The sequence below is a fragment of the Nodosilinea sp. LEGE 07088 genome (assembly GCF_015207395.1).
In the GTDB taxonomy this organism is placed as follows: Bacteria; Cyanobacteriota; Cyanobacteriia; order Phormidesmidales; family Phormidesmidaceae; genus Nodosilinea.
In genome coordinates this window covers 77,528-93,496 of record NZ_JADEWX010000001.1, presented here as the reverse complement: position 1 = coordinate 93,496, position 15,969 = coordinate 77,528, and the positions used below count along the sequence as shown (strand labels likewise).

Sequence of the window (15,969 nt, the reverse complement as noted above, 5' to 3'; positions counted from 1 at the left end):
TACCACCGCAATAATCTTGGAGATTTGATGTAACCAAATCGACAGAAGATTGTCCGTTCAAATAATTTTTTACTGTCATAATTTAATTATTTTCCTGATTCTGACGCAAACCTCATCCATACATCATAAATCGTTATGAGTATTAACTAAATTGCTTTTTTAGAGACTAGAAATGTACGGGTCACTAATCGGTCGTTTTCAGTTCAACTAAATGATAAAGACTTATTGTCACGTTACTGAATGCTTTCTAAGAAATAAATGCTCTCCTAGGAATGTTAAGAGTAAACCCAATCCGGCGATTAGTAAAATTGTTGGATCAGAGCTTCCCTTTATAGCTAAGAATGCTCCCAATACAAAAATATCCAGTGCAATAGCAGTCAGTAGAATCGCACCACTCGCGTTTACGTCTTGCCTGAGATTACGGAAGATACCCCAGTGGATGGAAATGTCTATTACCAGGTAGAAAATAGCACCCAAGGATGCAATTCGGCTTAGATCGAAGAAGGCTGCTAGCGTTGCTGCCAAAACAACGGTGTAAACCAACGTATGCTTTTGAATATTGCCGGGCATCCCAAAATGCCGGTGAGGAATAAGGTTCATGTCAGTCAGCATTGCTAGCATTCGGGAAACTGCAAAAATGCTAGCAATGATGCCTGAAGCGGTAGCAATGATGGCGATTAACACAGTAAACCAAACACCATACTGACCAAATGCAGGTCTTGCTGCTTCTGCCAAGGCAAAATTCTTTGACTGAATAATCTGATCTAACGATAGATTAGAGGCCACTGCGAAGACCACCAATAGATAAACGACGACACAAATTAGTAGTGAAGCAATAATTGCTCGGCCTACGTTTTTGTGGGGATTTTTTACCTCACCACCACTATTTGTAATTGTTGTAAACCCTTTGTAAGATAAGATTGCGATCGCGACCCCAGCTAAGAAACCGCTTCCCGGAATAGCCCCTTCAGAATTGGTACCCATGCTAGGTTCAAAGGAAAATCCAGCAGCCCAGAGCGTTGCACTGGCAAAGGCAATAATTCCACCAATCTTTAAAGCCGCTGTGAGCTGCGATAAAGAGCTAATAACCTTATTGCCTGAGATATTGACCAAGAAGGCCACTATAACCAGCCCGACGGCTAGAATCGGTACCCAGGAGCTATTTTCTCCGGCATCAAATAGCTGTAGTGCATAGGTGCCAAAGGTGCGACTTACCAAGCTTTGATTGATCACCATGGAAAACACCATGAGCAGTGCACAGACCCCAGTCATAGTGCTGTGCCCGTAAATTTTCCTCAGATACATGGCAATCCCCCCTGCCGAGGGATAGGCATTGGACAGTTTGACATAGGAATAGGCACTGAAGCCGCTGATAATTGCAGCGACTAAGAAGGCTAGGGGGAACAGCGCACCCGCTAGCTCTGCCACCTGCCCCGTCAATGCGAAGATGCCAGCCCCAATCATCACGCCTGTTCCCATGGCGATCGCGCCCATCAGCGATAAACTGCCTGGCTTATATGCGTTATCCATTTTTAATTTCTGCTCCTGAACGTAATTTCTGCTCCTGGTAGCCCTCTTTAGCAAAAGGAGATGGGAGCGCTTGACTGCTGACTCCATCGGTTGTCCGTCCGCTCATTTCGCTGGGGTAAAGGCGATAGATGGCAATGACCTCCGCGCGTCCCCAGGAGTCTATCCAGGTTCGATTGATCGCAGGCGAAAGCTTTGGATTCCGAGCTTTGACCAATAGCATTGCTTGATCGATGTCTCGCTGCTCAGTGAGGCGCTCAACCTGCCCCGTCACAACAACACTGCGCCAGTGTAGGAGGTCGTGAATTTCTTCGATCTGTAAACAAACTTCTGGATTTGCATCCATGTACTGAGTTTTCATGCCGATCGTTGTGAAGATATATATTTCTGAGTCTTTGAGGTAATAGTGCATAGGCACAACGTATGGGCGTCCTTCGCCTATGCAGCCGAGATGTCCATGCCCTACTTTATGTAGCAGTTCGTGTATTTCTTTTTGCCCCATTTCATCTATATCTAGCATTGTTATTCTCCCGAAAGTTTGGTCAATCGTTATTATCAAAAGATTGCTGATGACTTATTTGAACGATCGCTGTTTACGTTCTTTATTTAAACCAATCCATTCGCTTTGGGCAGTCCTACCACCCCTGCATGTGAAATTCACCCAGCCCCAGCAATCCCTGCCTCAAGACTCTCTGACAAAGATCTGTATTGTGAACTTGCAGATCCCAAGGATGATCGCCATTAATCTCTATGTCCGCTGAAGCTAAGCTGTCCTGAATATAGCTTTGAAATTTGGGTTGAAGTAAGTTGATCAGCAGCATCAAAAACCTTGAATGAAAAATTGGTGGTTGAAGCCATAATTCGAAAAACTAGTATCCTACTTGCTGCTTTTTTCTGTTAATCAATTGGATAGAGTCAAGGCTTAACCAATCAATTGAGCAACTCGCAGGGCAGAGGTAATAGCCCCTTCATGAAGACCATCTCCCAGATAGGCTCCGGCATGGTAAGTATTATTCTCTCCGTTCGTGGCCACTATTTCATCTCGATATCGGAAAGCCTCAGTGGTGTACAACGGAGTATGATGTTCTTGAATATGAACAATACGATCCTTGGCAATCAACTCTTCCAGCTGAAACGATAAAAAGTGATGCTGCGGTGAGGAGATGCCGCAAAGCTGATTCAAGCAGCCGTTATATCCCCATTGGGTGTCTGTCTGGAAAAAATCAAATTCAGAGGGTTGGCGGATGCCATAATTGTCATACATAGAAGTATCTGTATGAACCGTAGTCTTGATGTAATTGGCTTGCCAAGCTGAGAAGCGTTTGATTTCAACATCGGTTGGGTCAGCCAACAACGCCATGACTTGGTCAGGTGGTGTGGCAAATACGACTTTACAAAACTCTTGGAGCGCACCTCCGGAAAGCTCAATTTTGATGGCATCTGGGCATCTGGAAATATTGGTAATCTCCACACCAAGTACAACATCACCTTGGAAACGATCCAGAATTTTTTCAATGTAAGTATATACACCGCCTTCCACCCTGAGCCACTTGACTGCGAGGTAGTCGCGCAACATTGGAATTGCCAACTCTGCTGGCACATTATCAATGAGTTCAAAGGGGATTGAGTAGCTATACATGGTCAGCAACTTGAGCCAGAGACTGCCAGTACTATCGTCTTTCAGATAGTGAGACAGCGGCTGGTCGTAAAAATCCTCCAGGTCAGAAAATTGTGCTTTCAGCCATAATCCAGCAGAACGGATATGGATGGCATTGAATCGGAGAAATTCGATCAGACGTTTGATACCCGTGAAATTCTTCTCAACCGCAACCTCAGACAAAAAGGGACTACCTTCTTTGGGAAACAACTCTGACCCAATGTTAACGGGTACGAGTTCGACCTCTAGCTCTTTCATGAACGCGACAAAATTATGAAATGTAGTGGGAAATTCAAGTGGTCCACTTTCCAAAATCTCATGGCACAAAACTTTATTGCATACAAAGTTGCTTGGCTTTACGTTTTTGTTCAAGGTTCGAATGTGTCCCCCTAATATGGGCTGCCGCTCAAATATAGTGACATGGTGCCCTTGTTTATTGAGCCAGTGGGCTGTTGCCATACCAGCCGCTCCGCCACCAATAACTGCAATTCTCATAGTTGACTCCTAAGTTAATGAAATAAAGGGTGCTAGCTTTTTGTTTAGCCATTGCCTAAAATCACGTCGCCAGATAATCGCTGATACAGCAATGTTCCGGTCCAAATGGTGGGAGCAAAGCCTGGATAGCCGGACGAGGCATTACAGAAATAGAAATGGTTGAGAGATGTTTTGTGGTTTAGTCGCCCTAGTCCCATATTGTTTGGTGTCAAACTGGAACCGTAGGAATTTCCATTTGGACTCCAGCAAAATCGCTCATTAGTAGTAGGACTCCCTGTAATATGGAAGACCATATGCTTTCTAAAATTCGGTACATAGTGTTTTTCCACAACATCGAGGATGGAATCTAAGATTTCTTGTTTTTTATGGTTATAAGCTTTGCGATCGCGCTCCCGTAATTGCTTAAAGTAGTCGTAATTTGCCACGGTAAGAAATTCGACAATTTGACAATTCTCTGGGCAATCTCCCCTTGCTTCTGTCAATAAAGTGGGCGTTGTGATAGCAAAACTAGGATTAGAAAAGTCATGTTGCTCATACATCTGCGCGAAGGCTTCATTGAGATCCTGGTGTCCGGTATGCGAGACATTCCACTTTCCAAAGCCGTAGTCTCGCAGGTCGATATCTTTGACGACGCAATAAGCCATAAAGTTAGATGCCGAATATTCATAGTTAAGTTTTCGACGCACTTTTTGAGAGAACTTTTCCTTGCCAATCATTTTGGCAGCCCTTTGAGGGTCAATATTGCAAATCACGCTATTACCTGTGAATTCATGGACCTGATGGGTGGTTAGATCCATAGCCTTCACGCCCATCACCGTTCGGTCTGTGACCTCAAAGTTCGTAACTTCATGGTTGAGCAGTACCTGCCCTCCATGGGATTCAATCACTTTGACCAACGAATTGATAACATGCTCAAAATGCTGAGTTGGGTAAAATGCACCTGTTTGGTAGCCTCTGAATAAGGCAACCCAGGCATAGAAGGACAGTTGATTAGGAGGCAATAAAAAATCAAGCCATTGCAGCGCTAATAGAGTTTGGGCTGCTTGGGGTAACTGAAACTTGTCAAAGACATCTTGAAGTGTGCTGTTAAGATATTGAGCGGCACAAAGCACTTCTCCTGCGTGATTTAGGAGCTCCATGGGCTTAACCGGGGGAGCGATCTTTTTTAAGCCTATACCTGTCTTTTCTACTTCGTTAATGAATTGGCGAACACGATCGCTATGGGCAGGAAACAGCGCAGATAATCGCTGGATTAAGTCCTCTGGCTCTGAGGGAATGTCCAACGCATATCCTGGCATTCTCATGTGGTCAAAGCCGTTCGAGTCATAACGCTCAAAAGTTACTTCTCGATCTAGGCCCAGTTTTTTGAGCACTCGATTCACGGTCTGCCCTTCACCGCAGTCCCAAACATAGTGAAATTGAGCGTTAAACGTATACTTTCTAGCCATCGTAAACGTATGCCCATAACCACCTGGGTGCTCATGGGCTTCAAGGATTTGCACAATCTTGCCAGAGTTTGCCATCAAAGCCCCAAAGGTCAATGCTGATAAACCACTACCGACAATCAGATAATCCGGTTTCATCAGATTGTTCCTCAAATAGTTGAATTGTAAGAGTCTTATCTCTCTGAAGCAGATCTCAATTCTGAAGGCATCAAAGATTTATACATCTTAAAGTTCTGTCAAAAAACTCATATTTCTGACTTCCGTTACGAGAGCTAGAAATAGCCTTGAGGACAAACCCATTACCTATCAAATACCCTACTTTGAAGCCATTCGATTGTAGTAATAGCTGATAAATGCAGCAGAGGCTCCTGTTCCTAGGGCGAAAAAGATCAAACCAACAAAGAAAGCACCCCAGGTAATCGGTTGAGCAATTTTAAGTAAGTCGAGGTGTGAGACATAGCCGAAGAAGGCCATGGTTGTCTGGGGCAGTATCGCAACGAAAAGAGCGCAGATTACATACAGAGCACCTGCAAGCACAGTTGTCGCAGTGAAGAGCGATCGAGTATTGAGTTTTATCACATGGTTTCTGCTACTATGGTGATTTTTTCGAGGATAAGAATTTGATTGCATAATAGGCCTCCTTGCTGAGTAGATTTTCGCATCCTTCTTGGTCTTTGAATCGTTGTTTGTAGGGCATTAAGTCATTGAGCGATGCTATGACTTAGAACTCTTTTCACTGGGCCTAACTATTTCATTGAAATTTGGAAAAAATGCTGGTGTTTTGGCTGTGTATCGAGCATATTCCTCACCAAATTCTGCCAAAGCTTCGCGTTCTTCTTGACGAGCTAGTCGAACATACATCCACACTAAAATTGGGAACATTGGCAACGTCAAGACCGTGGGCCACTGAAGCAAGAAGCCAAGCATAATTAGGATGAAGGCATCATACTGAGGATGCCGTACTTTTGAGTAAGGGCCGGAAACCGCTAGTTTGTGAGTCTGTTGAGCCCTATAAAGTACCCTCCAGGCAGCAGACAACAGAATAAAGCCACCCAAAATCACCAAATTGCTGAGTAGGTGAATTGGGTTGAAGTGGGGATTTCCTCCAAGTCCTAATATAGTCCACCAGAGATGTCCCGCATCGTGGGAAAGGGGATCTAAATTGGGGTAGTGGCTCTGCAACCATCCTGAAAGCAGGTAGATGGTTAAAGGAACACCATACATTTCGGTGAAGAGGGCAACAATGAAAGCTGAAAATGCCCCAAATGAACGCCAATCACGAGGGCTATTGGGCTTCGTAAAGCTGAACGCAAAAATAATGAACACGAGAGAGTTGATGATCACTAAAAACCAGAGACCGTAAGCAGGAGTATTGTTCATTATTTATCTCCTTGGTGAGCATTATGACCACCATGACCACCATGACCGCCATGCATAAATACATGCATCAAAGGGCACAGCAATAAAAACAGCCAGGGTAGAACAGGAATGACATGAGCCAAATGCTCGGTGAAAAGAAAAAAGGCTGCAATTCCTAAAAAGACCAACAGTGCGATTCCTGTGGGCGATCGCCATCGCCAACTTGTGTTAGATTTCTGAGTCATCGTTGTCTATTCTGTTAGATGGTTTGTCTCATTAATGGGCTCGGCAGAGTACCCAACCCCTTTCAAGGCTTTTTGAATTGTCTCTAGGCTCATAAGTTGAGGATCATATTCAATTTCAGCTCGTTCTAGATCAAGATTGACTTGACAGCGCCTTACGCCTGGAAGCTTTTGAGTTGCTCGCTCAATGATTTCACTGCACCCGTCACACATGAGCCCGTCTAATTTCAAGTAACTCGTTTTCATAGCTTGATCTCCTAGATAAAACCCGTCAAAGTTGGCTTTTTCAGTGGATTTTATGGCTTGACTTGATGCAATTAATTCCACTTATACTTTCATTTTGACAAAATCGTATTCACTACCATCGCGTATAGATTTAGCTTAGTCCCTACAGCTTGCTAGAGACTCCAGCGGATGCAATAAATGTTAACAGAACTGTGTGCAACATCATAGTTAGTCTGTCACTTTTGATTAGGTGACTGCTCCTAAGCATAAATAGACGCCGCTAAGGGGAAAATAATTGATCCTCAAGTTAAGTAAAGAGTAGAGTGGCTTTATTGCCTGAAGAGAAATATCCTAATATATTTTCTTTCTCCTAAGTATTTCAGAGAATTATGAAACTGAAATGAAATGACCGAATGCTCGTAACAAATATATGATGAATGGTTTTCTGTCGGCTAGCCAAACTTCAATTCGACTACATCTAGCTCTATGTTTACCTATAGGTCAAGCACTTAAGCCCTCAAGTGAGATGGGGTTATGAGTGGGGCTTACCTATTTCTTACGGTCCAACCGAGTTTGAGGCCAATTCCAAGCAAAATGACGCCAGTAAACAGGTAAGGTGCACCTGTTTGCCAAGCAAATAGAGTACCTCCCACTACTGGACCGCTCACCTGTCCCAGACTCTTGGCAGCATTTTGCATTCCTAATACTGTTCCCGTGTGTTGACCTCCCCGTTTTGAAATTAAGGCTGAGAGGTTTGGGGCAATTAAAGATACCCCGAAAGCTAATAACCCAACAGTGCTCAAAACATAAGGAAATGTTCGAGCGATTAACAGCAGAACGCTGCCAATTCCCATCAAGCTAAAGCCCAAAGCAATTTGCTTCGTTACGCTAAGTTTTCCCGAAAGATAGCTAACCGCGACGGTCTGAAAAATTGCCATCACTAACCCGCACACCATGAAAACGAGGCCAGTTTCAAGCGGTCCATAGCTTAACTTTTCCTGGGCATAGAGCGCGAAGGTGCCTTCAAATATTGCCAATCCTAACTGCCCGATTGTTGTCAAACCCAGCAGTATAAGCAGCTTATTGCCTAAACTTTGCCATCTGATATCTGATTGATTTGATTGATTGGCTGGGGTAGAAATTCGTCGCAGTGGTAGAGACTCTGGCAGCCAAAGCATAGCTGCAAAGAACATAATTAGCATTAATGCTGCTGCAATTAAGAAAGGTAGCGAGAAACTATCAATTTTGAGATGCCCAAAATTGACATCAAAGTGGAGATCTCTACGGGTTGTTAATCCTCCTACGGCTGGTCCAGCAACAACGCCCAGGCTGACAGCAGTACCGAACCATGCCATACCGCGACTGCGATCGTGCTCCGTTGTCACGTCAGCAATATAAGCTGTCGCTGCCGGTAGAGCCGCTGAAGATAAGAAGCCATCGATTCCTCGTACAATGTACAGCATGCCCAGAGAGGTTGCCATACTAAATAGTATCTGGGCAATCGCAGAGCCACCCAAACCTATTAACAACAATGGTTTTCTCCCAAATTGATCTGACCACTTTCCCCATAGCGGCGCAAAAATAAACTGCATCAAGGCATAAACACTGGTCAATAGACTGACGTGGATAACCATAGTTTCTCGGGATACCCTACCTGCTGAATCAAGACGTTCGGCATAATAGGGTAGCACTGGCAAAGTGATGCCAAAGCCCACCATAAGAACAAATAAACAGGCTAACAAGAGCAGCAGGTTTTTATTCACAACAAGCTAAATCGTACATGGTAACCTGTCTCAGGCTCAGTGCCGCAATGAGAGTGAGGGGAAAAACACATGTAACTGTAGCCCCAGTAGTTTTTCAAAGGTTTGCCATCAATAGACAAGAATTCTGTATCGTCAAAATCGACAACTGGCAAACGTTCAACTGCTGTAATTCCCAAGTCAATGAGCAGTTTATAATGGCCATTTCCACTGAGAAATTTCCGGCATATCCTGGCCGTATTGAGTGATGTACTGTTCATGTTCGATAAGTTTGTCGCGGATGAACTGTTGAGTGTATGCCGCCCTATAGCCAAGCTGGGGTACTCGGTCAATGACATCACCCATCAAGTGAAAGCGATCCAAGTCATTGCGGACGACCATGTCAAACGGTGTGGTCGTTGTTCCTTCTTCTTTGTATCCTCTGACATGGAGATTATTGTGGTTTGTTCGACGATAGGTGAAACGATGAATTAGCCAGGGGTAACCGTGATAAGCGAAGATTATAGGCTTGTCAGTGGTAAAAATCGTATCGAAGTCTTTGTCGGACAAGCCATGGGGATGTTCTTCCTCTGGCTGGAGTTTCATCAAGTCAACGATGTTGACAACGCGAACTTTCAAATCAGGAAAATGCTGGCGAAGCATCGCAACAGCAGCAAGCGTTTCTAGCGTCGGCACATCTCCCGCACAGGCCATCACTACGTCAGGTTCGCTATCGCGATCATTGCTGGCCCATTCCCAGATGCCGATACCCGCAGTACAGTGCTTGATAGCAGCATCTATATCTAGATACTGAAGTTCCGGCTGCTTTCCAGCCACAATGACATTGACATAATTTCGGCTGTGCAGGCAATGGTCAGTGACTGAAAGCAGGGTGTTGGCATCCGGGGGTAGGTAAACCCGAATAATGTCTGCCTTTTTATTGACAACATGATCGATGAAACCAGGGTCTTGATGAGAAAATCCATTGTGATCCTGTCGCCAAACGTGGGAAGTCAGGAGATAGTTAAGAGAAGCGATCGGTCTTCGCCAAGGAATTTCTTTACTGGTTGTTTTGAGCCATTTAGCATGCTGATTAACCATTGAATCCACAATATGAATAAAGGCTTCGTAACAGGAGAAGAAACCGTGGCGACCCGTCAGGAGATAGCCTTCTAGCCATCCCTGACAGGTATGTTCACTGAGGATTTCCATCACTCGACCGCTAGCCGCTAAGTGATCATCTTCAGCGATTGTTTCGGCTGACCAAGCCCGATCGGTTACTTCAAACAACGCACTCAACCGGTTCGATGCAGTTTCATCTGGGCCAAATACTCTAAAGTTTTTGCTCTCTAAGTTTGCCTTCATGACATCCCGCAAGAAAAGACCCATCACTCGGGTGGCTTCTGCGGTGAGCGTCCCAGGGCTAGGAACATCAACTGCAAAATCACGAAAATCGGGTATTTTGAGATCTTTTAGTAATGCGCCACCGTTAGCATGGGGGTTAGCTCCCATCCGCCGCTCCCCCTGAGGAGCCAATTCGGCTAGTTCAGGAATCAACGTACCGTTTTCGTCGAAAAGCTCTTCTGGCTGATAGCTTTTCATCCAGGTTTCCAGTAGCTTGATATGCGCTGGGTTAGCAGCCATCCCAGATAGAGGTACCTGGTGCGATCGCCAAGAGCCTTCAGTTTTCTTCCCATCGACTTCTTTGGGGCCTGTCCAACCTTTCGGTGTTTTCAGAATAATCATCGGCCACTGGGGACGTTGGGAACTTCCGGTGGTGCGAGCCTGATGTTGAATCTGCTTTATTTCAGCAACTATCGTATCGAGGGTAGCCGCCATTTTCTGGTGCATCACCGTAGGGTCAGATCCCTCTACAAAATAGGGCTTATAGCCGTAGCCGATAAATAAGCTTTCTAATTCCTGTTGACCAATCCGGGCTAATACTGTCGGGTTGGCAATCTTATAGCCGTTCAAGTGTAAAACGGGTAGCACCGCTCCATCTGTAGCAGGATTGAGGAATTTATTAGAGTGCCAAGCCGTAGCCAGCGGTCCCGTTTCTGCTTCTCCATCGCCGACCACGCAAGTAACTATGAGATCGGGGTTGTCAAAAGCAGCCCCATAGGCATGGGAAAGTGCATACCCAAGCTCACCACCTTCGTGGATCGAACCAGGGGTTTCAGGGGCTACATGACTGGGGATACCACCTGGGAAAGAAAACTGGTGAAAGAGGTTTTTGATTCCTGCTTCATCTTGAGAAATATTTGGATAATATTCGCTATAAGTTCCTTCTAGATAGGTGTTAGCAACTAAGCCAGGACCGCCGTGACCTGGCCCTGCAATGTAAATCATGTTCAAGTCTTGATTCTTAATTAATCGGTTGAGGTGAACATAGATGAAGTTTAGCCCTGGCGTAGTCCCCCAGTGGCCCAGCAACCTAGGCTTGACGTGCTCTAATTTCAGGGGTTCCTTTAGGAGGGGATTGTCATATAAATAGATTTGGCCTACGGAAAGATAGTTAGCTGCCCGCCAATAGGCGTTCATCTTGCACAATTCTGCACTATCAAGGGGTGCTTTCTGGGCTTCAGGGGCAGTTTGAATCATACTCAACTCCTATTGTTTTTAATCGCAATCGATAATGCTATTTGGGATGCGGATACCCTGTTGTTGCTCTAGATAATTTTCACCAAACCACTTGGTCAAGACAAGAGGCGCTGACCATTGTTATCTGTCCCATCTAAATGTTCGATTTCCTGTTCTAAAAGCTCTTTTTCGCTGGTGTAGGCTAAATCTTCTTGGGTAACGACAAATTGGGTAGAAAATTGCTGGGCAAACTGTATTTTGCGTTGTATATTAGCATCGGCTTGATTTAGAGTAGCTGCATATTCCTGCCGCTTTTGATTCCGCCGTTCAATTTGACGATTGCGGCCTCGAATCCAGAAATACCGAACCAGAGGGACGCCTAGGAAACCGACGCCATATCCTAAGAGTATCCAAAAGACTGATTGAGCAAAGGCCACTACCCCACCGAGTTGAAGGGCAATTGTGCCATCACTCAGAAGTGCCCTGAGAATTAATGCCCCAATCAGGTTAAGAAAACCAAGCCCAGCGACCAGCGAGAGCTGTCCTGGTCTTACTCGACTAAAGTTCCAGAAAGATTCTTGTAAGTAACTAGGTACAGCTTTTTGCCCCTCAGCAAGAGCGGTCGTTTGTAATACAGGAAAACGATAGATGATATCTCCTATAGAACTGACCTCTGGGTAACCATCAAAACGGATGAGGGTTGGCAGCATATAATCTTCATCAATCGCTTGAGTTTTTGCAATGTCGAGATAGGGCGCGATTTGTTCTGCGACGACTGCACCGCCTTGATTGTAAATAACAGTACCAATGATTTGCCAACGTCGTTCTTCTAAATTGGGATTGGGATTGCCATCTCCAAACAAAAACGAGAAAACCGCCTCAAAGAAGTTAAGCTGTCCGTCACCATGATCCTGCTGCTGCCTGTACTTTACTGAACCTTTTTGCGCATGTCTATGGTGATTTAGGCTAAAAAACCATAACAGGCCGGAACCAAATCTAAAATGGAGCAAGGACAAGGGAATACTACTTCCATGCTTGCGATTGTTTGAATTTCCCCCACGACTGTTACTCATAGCAATCAGAATTACGACAATCGTCACAAAAATGAGGACGATAGACATTATCAAAAAAATGCCAAAGGAAATTCGGATTAAATAGAATAAGATCTGCCAAGCTCTTGATCCCCAAGCCTGCAAACGCAGTCGAATAGACTTGTTGCGCAAAATGGTTCGGAAATTTTTGGGAAGAAGGTAGGCAATTTCACCTGCTTCAGATACTTGCAAATGACCGTTTGTTTCTGAAGCAAGGGCTAGTAAGCCTCGCTGTGCGAAATTGACTTCTAAACCAGCATGAGCAGCGATATCACCAACGGTCACCCGATAGTTCAGTTGCTCCACGGCCCGCATAATTTTAGGATCAAGTATCATTTGAAATGGCTCTAGGTGAAGGAAAAATGTAAGATTATTGTTACGGTTTTAGAGGTATCTACAAAATTCCAGCTAAAGTATTTTTTGATGCTTTTATTTTTCAAATTTAGTTGTCACTTTCAAGCTTTTCTTTGGCTTGGAGGAGGTGTGTCTTATGCGCTTTGCTGACCTTTGGATATGATAGTTTAAGTGAGATTAATCTGTCGCAAATAATGTCAGAAACGACAAGACGCGTAAACCACTTGTGATCGGCTGGGATGATATACCAAGGTGCCCATTCAGTACTGGTGTGATTAAAGACGTCTTGATAAGCTGCCATATAGTCATCCCAATAATATCTCTCGTTAAGATCGCTGGCAGAAAATTTCCAATTTTTTCCGGCCTATTAATACGATCCAGAAATCGTTTTTTCTGTTCTCCTTTAGAAACATTGAGAAAGAATTTGAGAATAATAATTCCATTTTGAGAAAGATATTTCTCAAGGTTATTGATCTCTTCAAATCGAGATTTCCAGATCTTGTTGGTCTTTATCCTCGGTGGTAACTGCTGTCTATCCAGTAATCCTGGATGAACGCGGACGACAAGGACTTCCTCATAATACGAACGATTGAAAATACCAATTCTTCCTCGTTCTGGCAATGCCTTTGTATAGCGCCAAAGATAGTCATGATCCAGTTCTTTAGCAGATGGGACTCCAAAGCTAAATACCTGGCATCCTTGTGGATTGACCCCTGACATCACATATTTGATCGTACTGTCTTTGCCAGCAGCATCCATAGCCTGAAAGATGATCAGCAGTGCAAAGGTATTTTGGGCATATAGAACCTCCTGATGCTTTGCTAGATGCTTAACATGCTCCTGTAATTTCTGCTGAGCATCAGACTTGTTTTTGAAATGTCCTATGTACGTTGAGTCATATTGCTTCAGCGCGATTTTTGTAGTCGGAGAAACAATAAAATCCTCGTGTTTCATTGAATTTACCAAATGATGATTCTATGATTTATAATCTTTGACTTCATCACTGAGCCTGATATCAACTAAGTTTTCAAAACAATACTTCAGGCAATTCTTAAAGAATGACACAGCGTACGCAGATACAGGTTCTCAGGAATAGAAAGTCTCATCTATGAACTCCCTGTAGAAAACAGCGACACGATACTAAGAATTGAGATTGGATGGCAGTTACAGTTTGATCCGCCGTAGCAACATGGCATTGATAGAAACGACAACCGTTGAAAGGCTCATAAATACGGCTCCTACTGCGGGGGAAAGGACAAAGCCTAGAGGATAAGCAACACCAGCTGCCAAGGGAATTGCTATAATGTTGTACCCCGTCGCCCAGAACAGATTTTGGATCATCTTATTGTTGGTTGCCTTGCCCAGCTTTAGGGCTCGTCCCACATCCAGTGGGTTATCTTTGACTAAAACCAAATCGGCGGATTCAATCGCTACATTCGTTCCCGCACCAATGGCAACCCCCAGGTCGGCTTCTAACAGTGCAGGTGCATCGTTGATTCCGTCCCCTGTGAAGACTGTGGCTCCTTCGGCTTTTAATTCTTTTACAATTCGGACTTTATCCTGGGGCAAAACCCGAGCATAATAACGCTCAATGTTTAAGTCACTTGCAACAGCTTGGGCGACTGCCTGAGCATCCCCTGTAATCATCACTGCTTGAACGCCAATTGCCTCTAGACTGTGGACTAATTTTCTGGCACTCTCTCGAATCTGATCTGCCAAGGCAAATAATGCCAGGGTTTTCTCGTCATCCATTAAGGCAATAACACTTTCTCCCCTGGCTTCTGCTCTTTCTAAACCGAGTTCGAGCTCGAGAGAGAAATCGAGGCCCAGTTCTTTAGGCCACTCGGGTCGCCCTACTCGGTAGGTTTTGCCGTTAATGATCCCCTCTACACCCATGCCCGGCACTGCCTTAAAGTCACTGACAGTGGCAGGTCGTACCTTGTGTTGTTGCGCGGCTTCTACAACTGCATGAGCGAGTGGATGTTCTGAGAGAGATTCTAAGGCCGTAGCAATTGATAAAGCTTGTTCGTCGCTCAAACCTTCAGTGTAAATCCGTTGGACGCCAAACCGTCCCTCTGTCAACGTGCCCGTTTTATCGAAAGCAGCATATTTAATGGTTTTAGCTCGCTCGAAAGCTTCGCGGTTACGGACGAGAATGCCATTTTTTGCCGCGATCGCAGTTCCATTGACAATTACCAGGGGGATTGCCAACCCCAAGGCATGAGGGCAGGCGATCACTAATACCGTCACTGTACGGTTGATGGCAAACACCAAATCGCCGAGTGCGATCCAAACCACAAAGGTCAGTGACCCAATGCCAATCGCAATCAAGGTCAACCAATAAGCGGCTTTGTCAGCCAAAACCTGATACTTACTTCGCGAATTCTGGGCTTCTTCCACCAGGCGCATAATCTGACTAAGGGCAGTCTTTTCACCTGTCCGGATCACTTGAGCTTTTAAGGCTCCCTCCCCGTTAACTGCCCCTGTAATAACTTCATCTCCTTCCTGTTTATTTACAGGACGAGATTCACCAGTGAGAAAAGCTTCGTTGGCACTTGAAGCTCCTTCAACCACGACCCCATCAATCGGAACCTGCTCACCAGGGCGAATCAAAATCAGGTCGCCTTCTCGAATTTGGTCTAGGGGAACATCTTCAACCTGCCCCTCTACTAGCCGATGCGCCATGGATGGCATTAGCTTAGCTAATTGCTCCAAAGCCCGACTAGCTCCCTGCACTGATGACATTTCAATCCAGTGCCCGAGCAGCATGATGTCGATTAAGGTGACCAATTCCCAGAAAAATGGCTCGCCTTCCAAACCAAATGTCACTGCCAAACTGTAAATAAAAGCAACTGTGATGGCTAGAGAAATCAGGGTCATCATGCCGATTTTACCCTTCATCTCCCGCCAGGCTCCTTTGATAAAGACCCAGCCACCGTAAAAGTAAATAACGATCGCCAGGACAGGATTTATCCAGGATGATCCAGAAAATTGAACAGCTTGATAGCCAAACCAAGACTGAAACGAAGGGGAAAAATAAAGTACGGGAATGGTGAGGATGAGGCAGATAAAAAATCGATTTTTGAACATCTCGGGACTATGCCCCGCGTGTTTATCGTGCCCTCCATGGCTTTCCTGAGTGTGGTTCTCGTGATGTGCGTGTTCCTGGCTATGTTGATGCTGCATTACTGAACCTGGTAGTGATCTTATTTATCTGGGAGTATTGGAAGCCTGTAAAGATTGCTCTCCAAGGGT

At 44.9% G+C, this 15,969-nt stretch carries 12 protein-coding genes and 2 pseudogenes; all 14 read right to left on the bottom strand.

Going from position 1 to position 15,969, the window contains the following annotated elements; genetic code table 11:
• Positions 1 to 228: 228 nt before the first annotated feature.
• The 14 genes and pseudogenes from IQ254_RS00480 to IQ254_RS00415 all read right to left on the bottom strand — a co-directional run bounded on the left by IQ254_RS00480 (position 229) and on the right by IQ254_RS00415 (position 15,804).
• Entirely contained in the window at positions 229 to 1,530 is a 1,302-nt protein-coding gene (locus IQ254_RS00480) for an APC family permease (protein ID WP_193963182.1), read from the bottom strand.
• A gap of 70 nt (positions 1,531 to 1,600) precedes the next feature.
• Positions 1,601 to 2,047 (bottom strand): annotated as a pseudogene (locus IQ254_RS00475) (pyridoxamine 5'-phosphate oxidase family protein); the annotation flags it as partial.
• Positions 2,048 to 2,162: 115 nt separating this feature from the next.
• A complete protein-coding gene (locus IQ254_RS00470) occupies positions 2,163 to 2,348 on the bottom strand; it encodes a hypothetical protein (protein ID WP_193963179.1) in 186 nt (61 codons plus the stop codon).
• Between the two features lie 101 nt (positions 2,349 to 2,449).
• Positions 2,450 to 3,679, bottom strand: a complete 1,230-nt coding sequence (locus tag IQ254_RS00465) for an FAD-dependent oxidoreductase (RefSeq protein WP_193963177.1) — start codon at positions 3,677 to 3,679, stop codon at positions 2,450 to 2,452.
• A 44-nt stretch (positions 3,680 to 3,723) separates the two neighbouring features.
• Positions 3,724 to 5,262 (bottom strand): NAD(P)/FAD-dependent oxidoreductase, encoded by a 1,539-nt coding sequence (locus IQ254_RS00460; protein ID WP_193963175.1) that lies wholly within the window; start codon positions 5,260 to 5,262, stop codon positions 3,724 to 3,726.
• Positions 5,263 to 5,439: 177 nt separating this feature from the next.
• Positions 5,440 to 5,754 (bottom strand): DUF5676 family membrane protein, encoded by a 315-nt coding sequence (locus IQ254_RS00455; RefSeq protein WP_193963173.1) that lies wholly within the window; start codon positions 5,752 to 5,754, stop codon positions 5,440 to 5,442.
• Positions 5,755 to 5,838: 84 nt separating this feature from the next.
• Positions 5,839 to 6,504, bottom strand: coding sequence for an isoprenylcysteine carboxylmethyltransferase family protein (locus IQ254_RS00450; RefSeq protein ID WP_193963171.1), 666 nt, complete (start codon positions 6,502 to 6,504; stop codon positions 5,839 to 5,841).
• Positions 6,504 to 6,728, bottom strand: coding sequence for a DUF2933 domain-containing protein (locus tag IQ254_RS00445; RefSeq protein WP_193963170.1), 225 nt, complete (start codon positions 6,726 to 6,728; stop codon positions 6,504 to 6,506). Before IQ254_RS00445 ends, IQ254_RS00450 begins: the two co-directional genes overlap by 1 nt.
• Positions 6,729 to 6,734: 6 nt before the next feature.
• Positions 6,735 to 7,052 (bottom strand): heavy metal-associated domain-containing protein, encoded by a 318-nt coding sequence (locus IQ254_RS00440; RefSeq protein ID WP_313887323.1) that lies wholly within the window; start codon positions 7,050 to 7,052, stop codon positions 6,735 to 6,737.
• Between the two features lie 443 nt (positions 7,053 to 7,495).
• Positions 7,496 to 8,713 carry an MFS transporter gene (locus tag IQ254_RS00435; RefSeq protein WP_193963169.1) on the bottom strand — a complete coding sequence of 406 codons (1,218 nt, stop codon included), beginning with the start codon at positions 8,711 to 8,713 and terminating at the stop codon, positions 7,496 to 7,498.
• A gap of 189 nt (positions 8,714 to 8,902) precedes the next feature.
• Positions 8,903 to 11,290, bottom strand: a complete 2,388-nt coding sequence (locus IQ254_RS00430; protein WP_193963167.1) for a phosphoketolase — start codon at positions 11,288 to 11,290, stop codon at positions 8,903 to 8,905.
• Between the two features lie 95 nt (positions 11,291 to 11,385).
• Entirely contained in the window at positions 11,386 to 12,696 is a 1,311-nt protein-coding gene (locus tag IQ254_RS00425) for a hypothetical protein (protein WP_193963165.1), read from the bottom strand.
• Between the two features lie 106 nt (positions 12,697 to 12,802).
• Positions 12,803 to 13,668 (bottom strand): annotated as a pseudogene (locus tag IQ254_RS00420) (polyphosphate kinase 2 family protein).
• A 210-nt stretch (positions 13,669 to 13,878) separates the two neighbouring features.
• Positions 13,879 to 15,804: a heavy metal translocating P-type ATPase gene (locus tag IQ254_RS00415; RefSeq protein WP_228039845.1), complete on the bottom strand. Its 1,926-nt coding sequence runs from the start codon at positions 15,802 to 15,804 to the stop codon at positions 13,879 to 13,881.
• Positions 15,805 to 15,969: the final 165 nt, after the last annotated feature.